This is a genomic window from Mastigocladopsis repens PCC 10914 (assembly GCF_000315565.1).
GTDB lineage: Bacteria > Cyanobacteriota > Cyanobacteriia > Cyanobacteriales > Nostocaceae > Mastigocladopsis > Mastigocladopsis repens.
This window is the reverse complement of sequence record NZ_JH992901.1, coordinates 1,756,060-1,771,604: the sequence shown is the minus strand read 5'-3', so window position 1 is coordinate 1,771,604 and position 15,545 is coordinate 1,756,060. Positions and strand designations below refer to the sequence as shown.

Here is a 15,545-nt window from a genome sequence, read left to right as displayed (position 1 = left end):
TCTGTCATGACTATTTCTGGTGAGAATTCATCTAACTTAATTGCAGTTGCTAAAAAAACTCGACTGGCTGCACTCAAGCTGGCAGTTCTCTCAACTGATGCGAAAAATCAGGCTATAGAAGCGATCGCCCAAGCTTTAGAAGCTGCAAAAGATGAAATTTTGCAAGCAAATATTGCTGATTGTGAAAGGGCGACAACTGAGGGAATTGCTAAACCTCTTTATAAGCGTTTGCAGTTAGATGAACATAAGTTAAGAGATGCCATTACTGGTGTCAGAGATGTAGGAAAACTTCCTGATCCAGTTGGGGAAGTGCAAGTTCATCGTGAACTAGATAAAGGGTTAATTCTTAAGCGTGTCACTTGCCCTTTGGGAGTTTTGGGTATTATTTTTGAAGCCCGTCCTGAAGCAGCAATTCAAATAGTTACTCTTGCTATCAAGTCGGGAAATGGCATTATTCTCAAAGGTGGGAAAGAAGCAACTCTTTCTTGCGAAGCGATCGTCAAGGCAATTAAACAAGGATTATCTCAAACTGCTGTTAATCCAGATGTCGTGCAGTTGTTAACAACAAGAGAAGAAATCCTGGAACTATTGAAATTAGATAAGTACGTAGATTTAATTATTCCTAGGGGTTCTAACTCGTTTGTGAGATTTGTGCAGGAAAATACTCGCATACCTGTATTAGGTCACGCTGATGGAATTTGTCATCTTTATGTAGACAAAGCCGCAGATATTGAGAAAGCTATTGCCATTACAATTGATGCCAAAACGAACTATCCTGCTGCTTGCAATGCGATTGAAACTTTGCTAGTTCACGCCAACATTGCCCGAGAATTTTTACCAAAAGTGGGTGAGATGCAACAACTCAATGTGGAATTAAGAGGGGATGAACGTACCCGCGAAATTCTACCAAATATTGCAGCCGCAACAGAAAAAGATTGGGAAACAGAGTACTCGGATTTTATTTTATCGATTAAAGTTGTGGATTCATTGGAGGATGCGATCGCCCATATTAACGATTATGGTTCCAAGCACACCGATGCCATTGTCACTGAAGATGCAGAGGCTGCTGAAACCTTCCTCTCGCTGGTGAATGCAGCTGGAGTTTACCACAACTGTTCTACCCGATTTGCTGATGGCTTCCGCTATGGTTTTGGTGCAGAAGTTGGAATTAGCACTCAACAAATGCCGCCTCGTGGTCCGGTTGGTTTAGAAGGTTTGGTAACATACAAATATCAAATGACTGGCAATGGTCACATTGTGGCTACTTACACAGGTGCAGAAGCCAAATCTTTTACTCACCAGGATTTGGAATGACTCAGCAATGACAAGACACTAAAATGCTTTATTTTATGAGTGTTTTGTCTTAGGTTGATTGGTGAATACCGGATAAGTGTTGAAAAAGTAAATAGGTTTCAAGTCGCCTTACAATTGAAAGGCTCAGTTTTTCTTATTATTTTACCTCGTATCGTGTTGTTTAGTGGATTTGAATTTGTGAGCCATAATCCACTATTACGGGTTGTCTCTCCCACAGCAAAATGATTTGCCATTAGATGAAATTTGTAATTTTTTAGTCAAAAAAATAGAATATTTAATGAGCAAAAGTGAAGTTAATTTGATTTCTTAAAAAGAATAATAGTCAAGATAAGTTGGAACAGTAGCAGTACTTTTACTTGTGTTATATCATGAATTCACTAAACTTGAAGTGGCTAGGTACAATGCTGCTATAATTTGACTGATGCGGTAAAAATTTACTAACTTTTGCTAAAAAGGCTCAATATTTATTGAAAAAGAGCCTTGAAATATCGTGCCATTGGATGTTGGCTAAAATTGCTTTCATCTGTAGGGTTGTCTCTGCCTTTTAAAGTATACTGCAAAACGTTTGACAGTAGTTAACACTGGCAAAGCATAAAACATTTTAACAAACCTTATTATCTTTTACTTTAAGCAGAATTTGTGCTTAGAAATCAGGGCGATGAAAGATGAGAACAAGACAAAAGAACAGTTAATTGAAGAGTTAGCTACACTGCGCCAAAGATTTTCTCAGTTGGAAAAATTGGTTTCTCAACAGCAACTGGCAGAACAAGAAAGTGAAGAACGATTTCGCACAATGGCAGATACAGCCCCAGTGATGATATGGATGGCTGGTAGTGACAAGCTTTGTAATTATTTCAATAAGAGGTGGTTGGAATTTACTGGATGCACACTGGAACAAGAACTAGGTGACGCTTGGGTAGAACTTATCCATCCCGAGGATTTACAGGTTTGCTTAGATATCTATACGACTGCCTTTGATGCTCGCCGAAGTTTCACACAGGAATACCGCCTCAGGCGTTTTGATGGTAAGTATCGTTGGGTATTAGATACAGGCACCCCAAGGTTTCATTCAGACGGAAGTTTTGCTGGTTACATTGGTTCCAGCATTGATATCACAGAGCAAAAGCAGATGCTCGAAGCACTGCAAGACAGCGAAGCGCGACTGAGATTAACCCTAGAAGCAGCTCGCATGGTGACTTGGGACTGGAACATCGTGACCAATAATGTTGTGGATTATAACCCAATGGAACCACTTTGTGGTCTTCCCTTAGGGTCCCATGAGCATAGCTTTGAAACTTTTCTGAATGCTGTTCATTTTGAAGACCGCGATCGCGTGACTGCTGCTATAAGGGATGCTATTGAAAATAGAACAGATTATGAAGTTGAATTTCGATTGGTATCACCTGATGGTGCCTTGCATTGGATAGGAAATAAAGGGCAAGTTTACTATGACCAAACTGGTAGACCAGTGCGTATGGTCGGTGTCGCCATGGACGTTACCGAGCGCATACGAGCGGAACACAAAATCCGTGAACAAGCGGCTTGGCTTGATGTCGCTACAGATGCCATTGTGGTCAGAGATTTAGAAAATAAAATTGTCTTCTGGAACAGAAGCGCTGAACGTCTTTACGGTTGGAAAGTAAAAGATGCTTTGGGTAAAAACGCTAACGAGCTTTTGTATAAAAAAAGTTCATCACAACTGAAAGAGGCTTTGTATCAAGTTAACCTGGTAGGCGATTGGTATGGTGAGTTGAGCCAGATCCGAAAAGATGGCAAGCAAGTCATTGTTGAAACTCGCTGGACACTGGTACGTGATGAACATGGGAACCCAAAATCAATCCTCACTGTCAACACTGACATCACACAAAAGAAACAACTTCAGGCACAGTTTCTTCGCGCTCAACGACTGGAAAGCCTTGGTACGCTTGCTAGTGGCATTGCCCACGACCTCAATAATATATTGGCTCCCATGCTCATGTCCGCTCAACTTTTGCGGATGAGAATTTCTGATGAGCGCAATCAGCAGCTCCTTGCGACATTAGAAACAAACGCTCAACGTGGTGCGGCTTTGGTTAAGCAAGTGCTATCGTTTGCGCGCGGTGTCGAAGGTAGGCGCACGATTTTGCAACTGCGGCACTTGATATTGGAAATTGAGCAGTTTGCCAAACAGACATTTCCCAAATCTATCGAATTTTGCACTGATATTGCACCAAATCTTTGGACTGTTTCTGGAGATGCTACACAACTGCATCAGGTGCTGATGAATTTGGTCATTAACGCTCGCGATGCGATGCCAAACGGCGGTGTTTTGAGTATTTCTGGCGAAAATTTCTTGATTGACGAAAACTATGCTCGGATGAATCTTGATGCGTCTGTTGGACCCCACATTGTGATCACCGTCAAGGATACTGGAATTGGTATGTCTCCTGAAGTATTGGATAGAATTTTTGAGCCTTTTTTTACAACCAAAGAAGTTGGAAAAGGGACAGGACTTGGTCTTTCAACAGTGCTTGGCATTATGAAAAGCCATAACGGTTTTATCAGTGTTTCTAGCACCGTTGGTCAAGGAACACAATTTCAGGTCTTCTTAAAAGCAGTCTTAGAGAACCAACCACCGCCAGCAGAATCTTTGGAATTGCCTACAGGAAATGGAGAATTGATTTTGGTCGTAGATGATGAGGCTGAAATTCGAGAGATTACCAAAATCACGCTGGAAAGCTATAACTATAAGGTGTTGACTGCTGGTGATGGTATTGAGGCAATTGCATCGTACGCTCAAAATCGCCAAGAAATTAGAGTCGTGTTTGTGGATATGATGATGCCAGTTATGGATGGTTTAATCACCATCCGTGCTTTGCTAAAAATGAATCCATCTGTTAAGATTATGGCTGCCAGTGGACTTTCAGACAGTAAGCAATTGACGCAGAGCCTCGGCGTCGAAACATTTTTGCCAAAGCCTTACACACTTACGCAATTGTTACACGCATTACACAGAATTCTAAACTAATGCTTTTAGCAACGCTTGCAGTTTGAGTTGAACTTCTGCAAGTTCTTTGTCGGGATCGGAACCAGCAACGATACCAGCACCTGCGTAAAGTCTGGCGCGATCGCCATCTATAAGTGCTGAACGAATTCCCACAATAAACTCACAGTTTCCCTCCAAGTCTACCCATCCAAGCGGCGCAGCGTATAAACCTCTTTCAAAGCTTTCGTAACGACGAATTTCGCGACAAGCAACTTCTTGGGAAGCACCAGCAACTGCTGGCGTAGGATGTAGTTGAGCGACTATCTTTAAAGGATGTACGTTAGCAGGAACGACCGCCCTAATAGGTGTCCACAAGTGCTGAATATTAGATAATTGCCGCAAGCGGGGTGCTAAAACTTGAGGTAATAAACCCAGTTGAGACAGACGTTGAGTGATGAAATCAATCACCAACGAATGTTCGTGCCTTTCTTTCTCGCTATTGAGCAAACGACTGGCATTAGCAGCATCTTCAGCAGGTGTTTTGCCCCGTGGTGCAGAACCAGCTAAAGCATCAGTCATTAACTGTTGTTGTTGAATACTAATTAAGCGTTCCGGACTTGCCCCAATAAAATTCTGTCCCTTACCGTTTCCTAGAGAAAACACATAACAATTAGGATGCAATTGTCGCAAATTATTTAAGGATTGAATTAAGTTAAAATGAGCATTTGACCTAACATCAAGTACATCGGCTAAAACAATTTTATTTAAATGATGAGAATGAATTTTCTCCAACGCTGACAAGACTGAACTCTTAAACTTTTGAGGATTCGCCACAGATTTTTTGCTGAATCTAGGCAAAGAATAATCAAGAGTTGGCGAGTCATATCCTAGAGAATTGATAATTTCGATTTTGTGCCAGAAAATTTGTAATATTCTTTCAATATTTACGTCAGCATTGATAATTGTATTTAAAACTAATACGCAACGCTCATCTTTAACAGCCACTTGCCAACGTGGAAGAAAAATGGTAGCTGCTGGAAATGGATAGTCTGCTTGGGTATTTTTATCAAAAAAACTAAAACTACATAAAAATTGAGTCCCAGAAAAAGCTTGGTTTGTCCTAGAAAAGGAAATTATATTTTGAACACACTCTTTGATAAACTCTTCTGATTTAGCGAAACGGTCTTTCCCTGCAATCTCTAATTTGGCGACAGCATCAACAGCAGCAAGCGCTTCCTTTTTCCCCTTATTCTCGCAATAGAAATTAATTTTATTTGATTGTGCCAGTTTATCAAGGACAACGAGGGGGTCAACCCAGTCAATCTCCAGCGAAAGACTAGCAATTTGCGTGACATTATTCCTTATGCAATTTTGCTGAACAGCTAAAAGAAAGCGGCATAGTTCCTTATTATATACAAAAAAGTCAGCGTTACATGGAGAAACTGTCATGGATCTAGAAAGAGTAAATTTTTTTGAAGTTAACTTCCAAAAGAGTGATAAATCGTGGTCGTATTTCTACAGGTAACACAAAACAGTCGCCTTTTAACCAGCATAGTGGCTCTGCTAGATTGTGGTTTGGCAAAAGCCTGATTGCAGTGCTGAGTTTGTGCTGTCATTTAAGAGTGAGAGACAATAGCCAGGTGACAGCGTTCAGGAACCTGATTAATGCTTCGCTCTTACAGAAAAAGTGGCTTTTTGACTATGTTGACTGGATCTGGTGTATTTCCAAACCATGAAATCTTGCAAAAAGTTCTGGCAGTTTCATTAATCACGAATGATGACTACAAAGCTGATTTCTTATCCCAACACTAAGTTATGGATGGCGGCAATAAAACCGCCAATGTACAGCGTTGCTATTATGCCCATCTGGGTAGGAACGGCTGTCGCTTTTGCGGAAACTAAAACATTTCATGGAGCAGTTTTTTCTACTTTCTTGGGCGCTGCAATTTTGATTTTAGCTTGGGAGAATCTCAGTAATGATGTCTTTGATTCAGAAACAGGGATTGATAAAAATAAACACCATTCTTTGGTGAATTTAACAGGTAATAAGCTATTGATATTTTGGTTAGGAATTTTATTTTTAAGTCTGGGTTTGCTGGGAATAGGAGCAATAGCTTGGTGGCAACAAGACCTAACCGTCATCGGAATAATTCTGCTTTGTTGTGCTTTGGGCTACATTTACCAAGGACCCCCCTTTCGCTTAGGATACCAGGGTTTAGGGGAAATCATTTGCTTTTTTGCTTTTGGTCCCTTGGCTATAGCAGCAGCATATTACAGTCAAACTGCTAGCTGGTCAATAAGGAGTTTTGCTGCCTCGATCATTGTCGGAATTGCGACAAGTTTAATTTTGTTTTGTTCGCATTTTCACCAGGTTGAGGATGACATAGCAGCAGGAAAACGCTCCCCCATTGTCAGGATAGGAACACAAAAAGCAGCCCAACTTTTATCTTGGCTTACTGGTAGCATTTATGCCCTAACCTTGCTGTTTGTACTTTGTGGAGTTTTCCCCGCATGGACTTTACTCAGTTTTGCGAGTTTACCCAATGCCCGAAAATTATGCACTCATGTCCAGCAAAATCACAACCAGCCGGAAAAAGTGAGTAACTGTAAATTCATTGCCGTATCAGTGCATTTTTGGAGTTGCTTGCTGTTGGGTGTGGGATTTTTGCTCGCAGGCTTTTGATGCGATATCGATTTCAGTTTCGCCCCTATCAGCAGAGATTTGTGAAAGCACTCATCACAAGTCATGGTATCTGGGATGTTCGCGAAGGCATTATCCTGTGTCTCACTGATGAAACAGGAAAAATCGGCTGGGGAGAAATTGCACCCATCAGCTGGTTTGGTTCCGAAACTCTAGAACAAGCCCTACAATTTTGCCACGAGCTTCCAGAGGAGATTACAGAAGAGACGATTTTCTCTATTTCTGACGAGTTACCCGCGTGTCAATTTGGGTTTGAGTCAGCGGCTTGGGGAGTGGGGAGAAGAGGAGTTGGGGGAGTGGCGGAAGTAAGGGGAGTGGAGGAAGAAATTTCTCCCCCAACCACTACTCCTTTTTCCCTCACCTACAGCGGCTTATTGCCTGCTGGGGAAGCGGCGCTAGAGGTATGGCAGAAGCTGTGGAAGGAGGGATACCGCACGTTTAAATGGAAAATTGGTGTCTATCCCATTGCCAAAGAATTAGAAATTTTTGAATTACTTACTCAAATACCAGCCTCAGCAAAACTGCGATTAGATGCCAATGGTGGACTCAGTTATGAAGAAGCTAACTTATGGCTGCGGACTTGCGACAATATCAAGGCAGATCATGAATTACCCATAGAAATTGAATTTATTGAACAGCCTTTGTCTGTGGATGAATTTGAGGCGATGTTGGAGTTGAGTTATTGTTATGAAACTGCGATCGCCCTAGATGAGTCTGTCGCCACACTTAACCAACTGACAAGCTGCTTCAAACAAGGTTGGCGAGAAATTTTTGTGATTAAGCCTGGGATAGTTGGTTCACCATCTCGTCTGCGTCAGTTTTTTCAACAGCATGAAATTGATGCTGTGTTTTCATCTGTGTTTGAAACCGCCATTGGTAGACAAGCTGCACTTGAGCTCGCAGCTCAATTATCTCAGCGCAACAGAGCAGTAGGTTTTGGTGTCAACCATTGGTTTGCCCAAGAAGAAATTTTGCCAGAAGATTTATGGAAAAAACTTTAGAAAATTTTGTAAAACTGGGATTTTATCAGTCTCTGCCTAATGACTGGCTAATTTGTGATGATAGCCATTTATTTACCCAGTTAACCAAACAACTGTATTTAGAATTAACGCAGTTTTCATATTATCGGGGCACACCACTAAGAATCATCCTAGCTGAACGCGAACCAGTGCGGTTTTTAGCAGGTTTTATCGCCGCTTGTGCAGCTCGTTGTCCAGTTTTTCTTTGTAACCCCGATTGGAGAAAACAAGAATGGCAACAGGTTTTTGATTTAGTCAAACCAGATTTAATTTGGGGACTAGGGACTAAGAATTGGGGAGTAGGGGGAGTGGAGGAAGTCGGGGGAGAAAAAGCTTCCCTATATTCCCCCACTTTCCCATCTCTCCACTCAGCACTTATCATGATTCCCACTGGTGGTTCATCGGGAAAGATGAAGTTTGCCATTCATACTTGGGAAACTCTAATGGCATCTGCGCGAGGATTTACAGAACATTTTCTGCGAAATCAAATTAATTCCTTCTGCGTTTTACCGCTCTACCATGTCAGCGGTTTAATGCAGTTTCTGCGCTCCTTCACCACTGGTGGTAAACTAGTTATTCAGCCATTTAAAGAATTAGAAGCTGGTCAAATAGATAATATTGAAACCTCAGATTTTTTTATTTCTTTAGTACCAACGCAGTTACAGCGTCTTCTACAAAACCCAAAATTAACTGAGTGGCTATCTCGATTTCAAACCGTACTCTTAGGAGGTGCGCCAGCTTGGGATGAACTTTTGGAAAAAGCAAGATATTACAACATCCGGTTAGCTCCTACATATGGCATGACAGAAACTGCTTCCCAAATTGCCACCCTCAAACCCGATGATTTTCTTAATGGTAAAGATAGCTGTACTCAAATTCTCCCTCATGCTCATATAAAAATTTGTAACGAGCAAGGCGAGGAATTGAATTCAAATCAAATAGGAAATATCACAATTTATTCTCAATCTCTAGCCCTAGGTTACTATCCTAAGATTTGGGAGAATCAGGAATATTTACAAGTCGATGATTTGGGTTTTTTAGATACCCAAGGTTATTTACATATCGTTGGACGTAACAGCGACAAAATCATTACAGGTGGTGAAAATGTTTATCCAATAGAAATTGAATCAACCATTAGAGCAACAGAAATGGTAGCAGATGTTTGTGTTATTGGCATAGCAGATAAACTTTGGGGACAAGCAGTCACAGCAATTTATATTCCCAAAAACCCAAATACCTCTGCCTTAAAAATCAAAACTTTACTTAAAGAGAAACTATGTAAATTTAAAATTCCCAAATACTGGATTCCACTACAAAACTTACCTCGCAACTCTCAAGGTAAAATCAATCGCCAACAGCTAGAGAAAATAGCTACAAAATTTCTTCAAACTAGTGGTTTATCGCATTAATTATGATGGTTGAACAACTTCGTAGTAAGGACTTTAGTCCTAGATTCTTTGAGCGCTCTTGCGCTCACTACGAAGCCTTTAAAATAAATGCGATAGACCGCTAGCCTTACTGATTAGAGGATGTCTGAAAAGTTTTGGCGCATGTAATATGCGCTAAGGCGCACGCTACACGGAGCGCGTTAGCTCCTCCGCAGGAGGGACGCTACTACACAAATTACAGCGGTTTGCAATTGGGTAAGGTACACAAAGAAATAATGAACCACAGATGCACACAGATACACACAGATAAATCTGTACTTCATTCAAATGAATTACAATTCAAAATTCAAACAACTTTTTAAAGAACCTCTCTTGACTTTCTTCTCTCTGCGCTCTCTGCGCCTCTACGGTTCCTTTCTAGCCATTCCTTCATGTCTTCTGGCAACTCTGTTTTAGTTCTGCTATTTGTCTCAATACAAACGTGCCTAGTCACTGCCTGAGCAGCCATCACCTCACCAACTATCACCTCATAAGCCACTTCAAACTTATCAATGTTTAGCTGTTGGGGCATTAATCTAATCACGGAATTATCTCCACAATGCAGAGGACGAAAAAAATCCACGCTAGTATGAACAATGGGAAAAGCAACAGATGGATTGGTAAAAAAATCTTTGAGATTAATGCCAGACGCAATTAGAGATTCTTCATAAGCCTCATGGCAAATAGCCAAAATATTGGCAAAGTAAACAACCCCAGCAGCATCAGTATCTTGAAAGCGAACGGTGCGGTTATAAGTAAAGGGCATATTTAAAAATTCAATATTCAAAAATATATAGTAGGCTTTTAGCCTGCTATAGTAAATAATTTTACCGCAACCATCTCTATTTATTCAGTTTAATGGGTAGTAAATATCTTCAGAGCTAGGATTGAGGTAGGGACGCTGTAAATCAATACCGAACCGAGCAAAATGTAGTTGAATTGCCCTTATGCGTTCCTCAGTTGAATCGTTACCTTGTTGCCAAACTTCCAACAAAGCATTAGCCACAATTTGGCAGCGGTTGATTCCGAAACTTTCCTGCGCCGCAAATTTTTGGCTTGGTTCTTCAGCTAAACTCAGCCCTGGTGCTAAAAACTTGGTAAACAAAGGGATTTCTTTGTGGAAATGAGATTGATGCTCTGCATAGGCAGCCTGTAGGACTTTTCTGACTGCTGAATAGTCTTCGCACTCAAAAGACAGCACTCCTGAATCGTAGCGTCCATAGGCAGATGGATTGTGTAAAACCTGAAAATTAAAGGGAATCGCAGCAGCATTCAGTTGCTGTGTGAAGTTGTCCATGAGGGCGATCGCACCAAATGGGGTGACATTGAAGTAAATTCGCCCTGTACCCACAGCATCTGGGTTAGACTGCAAATCCTGTCCGACATTACTAACCGCTACATAAAAACCGTTTTGCAGCCGATTTTTAGGCATCCAGATATCAATAACCGCTCCTACTTTAGCGGTCTGCGTTGCTGATTCTAGGTTGCTATTGTACTCAACATACAATGTCAAACCACCTTTGGTCACTGCAATACTACCATCTGGTTCCCGTCGCAACACTTGCCAACCTGGGTCAAAGTAACCTGTACCGTGATTGCTATTGTGTAGTTGCTCGTAAAATTGGCAATCCATCTCCCAAATAGAATGACTTTCCACGTTTTTATGTGACTGGTCATTCATCCTATCACCATTGAGTGACAATGTGTTTTGTAGGGAGCCATTGTAATAAATACCGTGAATAAAATTTCGCAGTAGTAGAGCAAGATACTTGTGTTGTAATGCTGGCGAATTTTGCCGAAATCGTTCTGCGATCGTACTCGGTAGAGCAAAGGGTTGATATTTGGGATGGCGAATGCAAAAGCTGGATTCAATCTGGATATTGCCAGCAATCTCTAATAGAGAATTTAGCAGTGGTTTAGTATAAGACTCTAGCATTATTTCAACTTATCAAAAGAGAGATAAGGGGGATGAGGAAGATGAGGGAGAGGAGTCAACTTCTCCATTCTCCTCGCTTTCTCGCATTAACAACCACGCAGACGAGTTTTTTCGTAATAAAGGCGAAGTAGATTATTTTCCCTTTTAGGGTTATAGAATTGACCTAATTTTGCAAAAGGTTTTATGATTTCTGACTCTGCAATACCGAAAACAGTCAGCACAGACTCTTGCGGTCTGGTGAGTAAACTTTTGGCAACTTGGAGCATATAAATACTTGAATTATCAAAGTATTTCTGATGCTTCATCTTTTCCTCAATTTGATGAATCAGAACTAAACCTGCAAACTGGATAACTCGTTGAACAAAGTCACAACGGTACTCAAGAATCATTGGGAAACTATCAAGATAACCTAGAGTTAGGGCTATTATTGAAGGTTGGAGAACTTCTAAAGGTACTGCTGCCAGAAGCAGAGATTCTTCTAACTCGATAGTGGGATCTACCACTAGACTTTCTAACCAAATTTTCAAGTAGCTTGCCACTAAGGTTCCCAAATCATATGCAGGATCTCCCCAACCACAAGCTTCCCAATCAATGAGTCTTATAAGACAATTGTCTAACTGATCCCACCTGGAATGCACTAAAATGTTTTCCAATTTCAAGTCATTGTGAGTCAAGCAGCAAGGATTCCACTCATACGCCAATTCCGCAATTGCTGCTTCCAAATTTTCATAACGTTGATAGAGAACGTAGAATTTCAGTGCATCTGTGGGAACATGACCAAAAATCTCTGGTGCAATTGACCCTATCCCTTGCGCTGGATTATGAAATTGATAGCGAAACTGTCCTTGGGGAGCAGTTGCCATAAAATCACGATACTCCCGACGATTAAAAGTGGCACGATGTAGCGCTCCCAAACTGATACCAATAGCGCTTGCAATTGCCTTTGGAAAGGACAGATTTTTTTGATAAAAGCTGGCTAGTTCAAAATATTCCTTTAGGTAATTCCGAACAAGGATAGATTTTTCTTCATCAAAATGCACTACTAAAGATGCGATTGCCGAAGGCGGGGCTACGCCCAGCGCAGAAATATTCTTTAAAACTGGAAACCGCTGAAGCAATTGGTGAAACAGCCATTCATTGAACAATTCATGGGGGTTTCCATCATTGTCAACGCTGCGTTCCTGTTTAACCAGCAGCTTGCGATTTCCAGCCAGAGTAACGAGTAAATTGGAATTTTTCTTGCTACTTTGTGGTAATTCAGAATCAGCATTTGCGCCTTCTTCTGAGCTACACAGACCTGCTTTATGCAGATACTGGATAACATTATGAGAAGACAGTGAAAGTACCATGTATTATTTCCTAAAGCGTAAAATTGCCTAGAGAATCTGCTATTTCATTATCTCGGCTGTTAGCCTAGAAATTTATTCTTGGCTAATCGTATATAAAATGAAATAGTTTTATTTCAAGATTAACTTTTCAGCAGAATTCAGTAGATATCAACAAGCGTGAGAGTATCAAGAAAGATTGGCACAATCTACTAATATCCGATTTTTACGAAACAAACCTGCCAAAATGCCAATACTACTTTGTTCAACACTAGCCAAATCTTTAAACTTCTGTTCATACAAACTTATGTATATAAATAAAGTTTTGTAAGCGTGCATTTTGATTCCTGCCATTGCTTCTAACTTTTGGATGATAAATATACATTAATAGACCTATCGACCTTTTTAAGGTAACACTTTAAAGCACATAACATCTTAGTTAATTTCGGGATAGTTCAATTGACTGTGTTATACAGCAAGATGGCTGTTGGGAATGACGAGTGACTGAGATTCTTGCAGAAACGCTGTTGCTAAGTCTAAATCTTTGTAAAGTCCAAAATGACTTGAGAAAAGCCAATAATTGTGCCCTTGACCAACGCAATTTTATAATGGAGATCAGAATTCTATTTTCTGTAGTTTATGCAACAATTTATCCATTATCCTAAGAAAGCTAATCTGCTAATTCTTTACATTTTATTAAGTTAAGAATTTTTTTTAATAAACTATAAAAACAATTGAATGCATGACATCTTGTGGGATAGGTGTCTTACCCGTCTTGAACCCTGAACGAGCTTTCCGTCCCGTCCCACAAGAGTTAGATCTCATACAAATCAGAACTGCTTTGAGGTTGTCTTGGCAAACAGCTCTTTCGGGAGTCCTTTGTAATGTGACAAAAGCAACTTTGCAGTAATGTAAATGTACTAACTTAGTGACCTTGAGAAGGCATGGTAGAACCTATGTCAAGAATCGAGAATAGTTATGACTGGGAAGCTGATGCTACCTCAATACCGCCAGTTGATTCACCATCGTAGCTAGTGCTACCACACCTAAAATAGCCATTAATCCCGCAGGCATAAACTTGCGTGTTTTAGTCACTCGCAATGCAAAGAAAACGACTAAAATAGCTGTGACAACAGCTGCTAATATCAAACCCCAGGTTTGACCTTGGAGTTGGACAAAAGCAGCAATAATGAGTAGTAAACCGCTAAGACTACCACTGACCAGAGAAACTTTGCTATTCGCTTTACGGTAGCCAATAATACCACCGACGATAGCTAGAATGCCATAGGCAAGGGCTGCAACAACACCTAAAGTCATTGTTAAAACCTATGTAGATTTTGATTTTGCTGCAAGCATCGGCAGACAATTTACCATAGCTATTTAGCTACATCACCCTTTTGATTGATGGATAATCAAGCAATCGCAAAGGTTCAATTCCTCCAACGCCAAGCAGCGTCTCTCTTACTCTACCAATCTGTCCTACAAACAGAAGTGGGGAGCGCATTTCTTGATCTGTTGCAAGCTATACGTTACACTGATGCCGATGCACAGAGTTGCCTCCAGGCATACGGCAATTACTTCAGGTGCTTGGCTGCCAGACATCAAAACTGGGAGGAATATCTCATTACTCAAATTCTGAGAGCAGAGAATCCTTTTACTCAGCTAGCTCAACAGCAAGAATTTGAAAATTTGCCTCATGCTTTAATAGCAGCAGGTCAGCATGATTTACAAGCGTTGCAGAATCTTTATGAGTGCAGCAGCGCTGCTTTGAGTCAGTGGGTGCAAGCTGTAGCTTATCTACCCGTTTCACCAGTCGTGTGGTATGTAGAGCAGGATAGGGTAGCAGAAATTCACGAATTACCACTTATAAACAAACTACAACAGTTAGAAAATTGGGCTGATGCCGTGAAAGAATTGTCAGCTTATTATCGCCAATTTGGTACAGGTTTATTTGCAGAGTATAAAGCGCTGCGCTGGCACGCAGGGCAGTTTATCGGAATACGCTATGCTGATCGAGTTGAGTTGAGTCAACTCGTAGGCTACGAGTCGCAAAAAGAAGCTTTGTTAAAAAATACAGAGTTTTTATTATCCGGACAAGCAGCGCTGCACGTCTTACTTTACGGTAGTCGCGGTTCCGGAAAATCTTCTTTGGTGAAAGCCTTGCTGAATGAGTATGGCAATTGCAACTTACGCTTACTGGAAGTGGCAAAATCTGAATTGAAAGACCTCCCAAAAATTGTGGAACGGTTGCGCGGTGTCCCACAGAAATTTATCATCTTTGTCGATGACCTGTCTTTTGAAGAAGATGATGATGCTTTTAAGGCACTCAAAGTAGTTTTGGAAGGCAATTTAACTGCACGACCTCAAAACGTTGTCTTGTACGCCACTTCCAACCGCCGCCACTTGATAAGAGAGTTTTTTGCCGATAGACCATCTCCCAAGGACAACGACGAAATTCATGCGTGGGATACCATGCAAGAGAAACTTTCGTTTAGCGATCGCTTTGGTTTGACCTTAACTTTTGAAGGTGCTAACCAGAAAACTTACTTACAAATTATCCGGCATCTTGCGGCACAAGCTGGAATTAATATCAGTCCAGAAGATTTGGAACGTCAAGCTTTACAATGGGCAACTCGCCATAATGGTCGTTCTGGAAGAACAGCAAGACAATTTATTGATTTCTTGAAAGCCGATTTGACCCTGTCTAGTTCAACCTACCATGCAGCCAACACAGAATTATGAAATTGATAGATTTAATTTTTAATTTTTCTGTTCTCTATCCTAAGGTGTTACAAATGATTACATTAATGGCTTTAAAAGCAACAATGTGAGTGTTAGGGATTTAAAAAATGCATAGG

Annotated in this window: 12 protein-coding genes; 6 read left to right on the top strand and 6 right to left on the bottom strand. The window is 40.8% G+C overall.

Annotated features, from left to right (window positions below; translation table 11 throughout):
• Positions 1 to 6: 6 nt before the first annotated feature.
• Both MAS10914_RS0110020 and MAS10914_RS0110015 read left to right on the top strand, forming a co-directional pair.
• Entirely contained in the window at positions 7 to 1,314 is a 1,308-nt protein-coding gene (locus tag MAS10914_RS0110020) for a glutamate-5-semialdehyde dehydrogenase (RefSeq protein WP_017315798.1), read from the top strand.
• A 658-nt stretch (positions 1,315 to 1,972) separates the two neighbouring features.
• Positions 1,973 to 4,321 carry a PAS domain-containing hybrid sensor histidine kinase/response regulator gene (locus MAS10914_RS0110015; RefSeq protein WP_017315797.1) on the top strand — a complete coding sequence of 783 codons (2,349 nt, stop codon included), beginning with the start codon at positions 1,973 to 1,975 and terminating at the stop codon, positions 4,319 to 4,321.
• Here the strand turns inward: MAS10914_RS0110015 and MAS10914_RS0110010 are convergent.
• Entirely contained in the window at positions 4,313 to 5,728 is a 1,416-nt protein-coding gene (locus MAS10914_RS0110010; RefSeq protein WP_017315796.1) for an isochorismate synthase, read from the bottom strand. The two genes, MAS10914_RS0110015 and MAS10914_RS0110010, sit on opposite strands and share 9 nt — an antisense overlap.
• 328 nt (positions 5,729 to 6,056) lie before the next feature.
• Here MAS10914_RS0110010 and menA point away from each other — a divergent pair, with 328 nt between their 5' ends.
• Genes menA through MAS10914_RS0109995 form a run of 3 tightly spaced genes read left to right on the top strand, consistent with a single transcriptional unit; the run spans position 6,057 to position 9,408 of the window.
• Complete coding sequence (gene menA / locus MAS10914_RS0110005; RefSeq protein WP_026082454.1) at positions 6,057 to 6,962, top strand: 2-carboxy-1,4-naphthoquinone phytyltransferase; 906 nt, start codon at positions 6,057 to 6,059, stop codon at positions 6,960 to 6,962.
• On the top strand, positions 6,962 to 7,981 hold the full coding sequence (locus MAS10914_RS0110000) for an o-succinylbenzoate synthase (protein WP_017315793.1): 1,020 nt from the start codon (positions 6,962 to 6,964) through the stop codon (positions 7,979 to 7,981). Before menA ends, MAS10914_RS0110000 begins: the two co-directional genes overlap by 1 nt.
• Positions 7,966 to 9,408 carry a 2-succinylbenzoate--CoA ligase gene (locus tag MAS10914_RS0109995; RefSeq protein ID WP_017315792.1) on the top strand — a complete coding sequence of 481 codons (1,443 nt, stop codon included), beginning with the start codon at positions 7,966 to 7,968 and terminating at the stop codon, positions 9,406 to 9,408. Before MAS10914_RS0110000 ends, MAS10914_RS0109995 begins: the two co-directional genes overlap by 16 nt.
• 337 nt (positions 9,409 to 9,745) lie before the next feature.
• On the opposite strand, the gene MAS10914_RS0109990 is transcribed toward MAS10914_RS0109995, so the two are convergent.
• The 5 genes from MAS10914_RS0109990 to MAS10914_RS0109965 all read right to left on the bottom strand — a co-directional run bounded on the left by MAS10914_RS0109990 (position 9,746) and on the right by MAS10914_RS0109965 (position 14,004).
• Positions 9,746 to 10,192, bottom strand: coding sequence for an acyl-CoA thioesterase (locus tag MAS10914_RS0109990; protein ID WP_017315791.1), 447 nt, complete (start codon positions 10,190 to 10,192; stop codon positions 9,746 to 9,748).
• Positions 10,193 to 10,276: 84 nt separating this feature from the next.
• Positions 10,277 to 11,362 carry a T3SS effector HopA1 family protein gene (locus MAS10914_RS0109985; protein ID WP_017315790.1) on the bottom strand — a complete coding sequence of 362 codons (1,086 nt, stop codon included), beginning with the start codon at positions 11,360 to 11,362 and terminating at the stop codon, positions 10,277 to 10,279.
• A gap of 86 nt (positions 11,363 to 11,448) precedes the next feature.
• Positions 11,449 to 12,711 (bottom strand): aminoglycoside phosphotransferase family protein, encoded by a 1,263-nt coding sequence (locus MAS10914_RS0109980; RefSeq protein WP_017315789.1) that lies wholly within the window; start codon positions 12,709 to 12,711, stop codon positions 11,449 to 11,451.
• 165 nt (positions 12,712 to 12,876) lie between these two features.
• Positions 12,877 to 13,026: a hypothetical protein gene (locus MAS10914_RS34045; protein WP_156818124.1), complete on the bottom strand. Its 150-nt coding sequence runs from the start codon at positions 13,024 to 13,026 to the stop codon at positions 12,877 to 12,879.
• Positions 13,027 to 13,683: 657 nt separating this feature from the next.
• On the bottom strand, positions 13,684 to 14,004 hold the full coding sequence (locus MAS10914_RS0109965; protein WP_017315786.1) for a TMEM14 family protein: 321 nt from the start codon (positions 14,002 to 14,004) through the stop codon (positions 13,684 to 13,686).
• A gap of 87 nt (positions 14,005 to 14,091) precedes the next feature.
• Between MAS10914_RS0109965 and MAS10914_RS0109960 the strand changes: the two genes are divergently transcribed.
• The gene (locus tag MAS10914_RS0109960) at positions 14,092 to 15,429 is read left to right on the top strand and encodes an ATP-binding protein (protein WP_017315785.1); all 1,338 of its coding nucleotides are present in this window, start codon (positions 14,092 to 14,094) and stop codon (positions 15,427 to 15,429) included.
• Positions 15,430 to 15,545 lie beyond the last annotated feature (116 nt).

Bases quoted from the DNA above. Each gene is read 5' to 3' on its own strand.
- MAS10914_RS0110020 (WP_017315798.1), top strand. From the start codon at position 7: ATGACTATTTCTGGTGAGAATTCATCTAACTTAATTGCAGTTGCTAAA.
- MAS10914_RS0110015 (WP_017315797.1), top strand. From the start codon at position 1,973: ATGAAAGATGAGAACAAGACAAAAGAACAGTTAATTGAAGAGTTAGCT.
- MAS10914_RS0110010 (WP_017315796.1), bottom strand. From the start codon at position 5,728: ATGACAGTTTCTCCATGTAACGCTGACTTTTTTGTATATAATAAGGAA.
- menA (WP_026082454.1), top strand. From the start codon at position 6,057: ATGACTACAAAGCTGATTTCTTATCCCAACACTAAGTTATGGATGGCG.
- MAS10914_RS0110000 (WP_017315793.1), top strand. From the start codon at position 6,962: ATGCGATATCGATTTCAGTTTCGCCCCTATCAGCAGAGATTTGTGAAA.
- MAS10914_RS0109995 (WP_017315792.1), top strand. From the start codon at position 7,966: ATGGAAAAAACTTTAGAAAATTTTGTAAAACTGGGATTTTATCAGTCT.
- MAS10914_RS0109990 (WP_017315791.1), bottom strand. From the start codon at position 10,192: ATGCCCTTTACTTATAACCGCACCGTTCGCTTTCAAGATACTGATGCT.
- MAS10914_RS0109985 (WP_017315790.1), bottom strand. From the start codon at position 11,362: ATGCTAGAGTCTTATACTAAACCACTGCTAAATTCTCTATTAGAGATT.
- MAS10914_RS0109980 (WP_017315789.1), bottom strand. From the start codon at position 12,711: ATGGTACTTTCACTGTCTTCTCATAATGTTATCCAGTATCTGCATAAA.
- MAS10914_RS34045 (WP_156818124.1), bottom strand. From the start codon at position 13,026: ATGCACGCTTACAAAACTTTATTTATATACATAAGTTTGTATGAACAG.
- MAS10914_RS0109965 (WP_017315786.1), bottom strand. From the start codon at position 14,004: ATGACTTTAGGTGTTGTTGCAGCCCTTGCCTATGGCATTCTAGCTATC.
- MAS10914_RS0109960 (WP_017315785.1), top strand. From the start codon at position 14,092: ATGGATAATCAAGCAATCGCAAAGGTTCAATTCCTCCAACGCCAAGCA.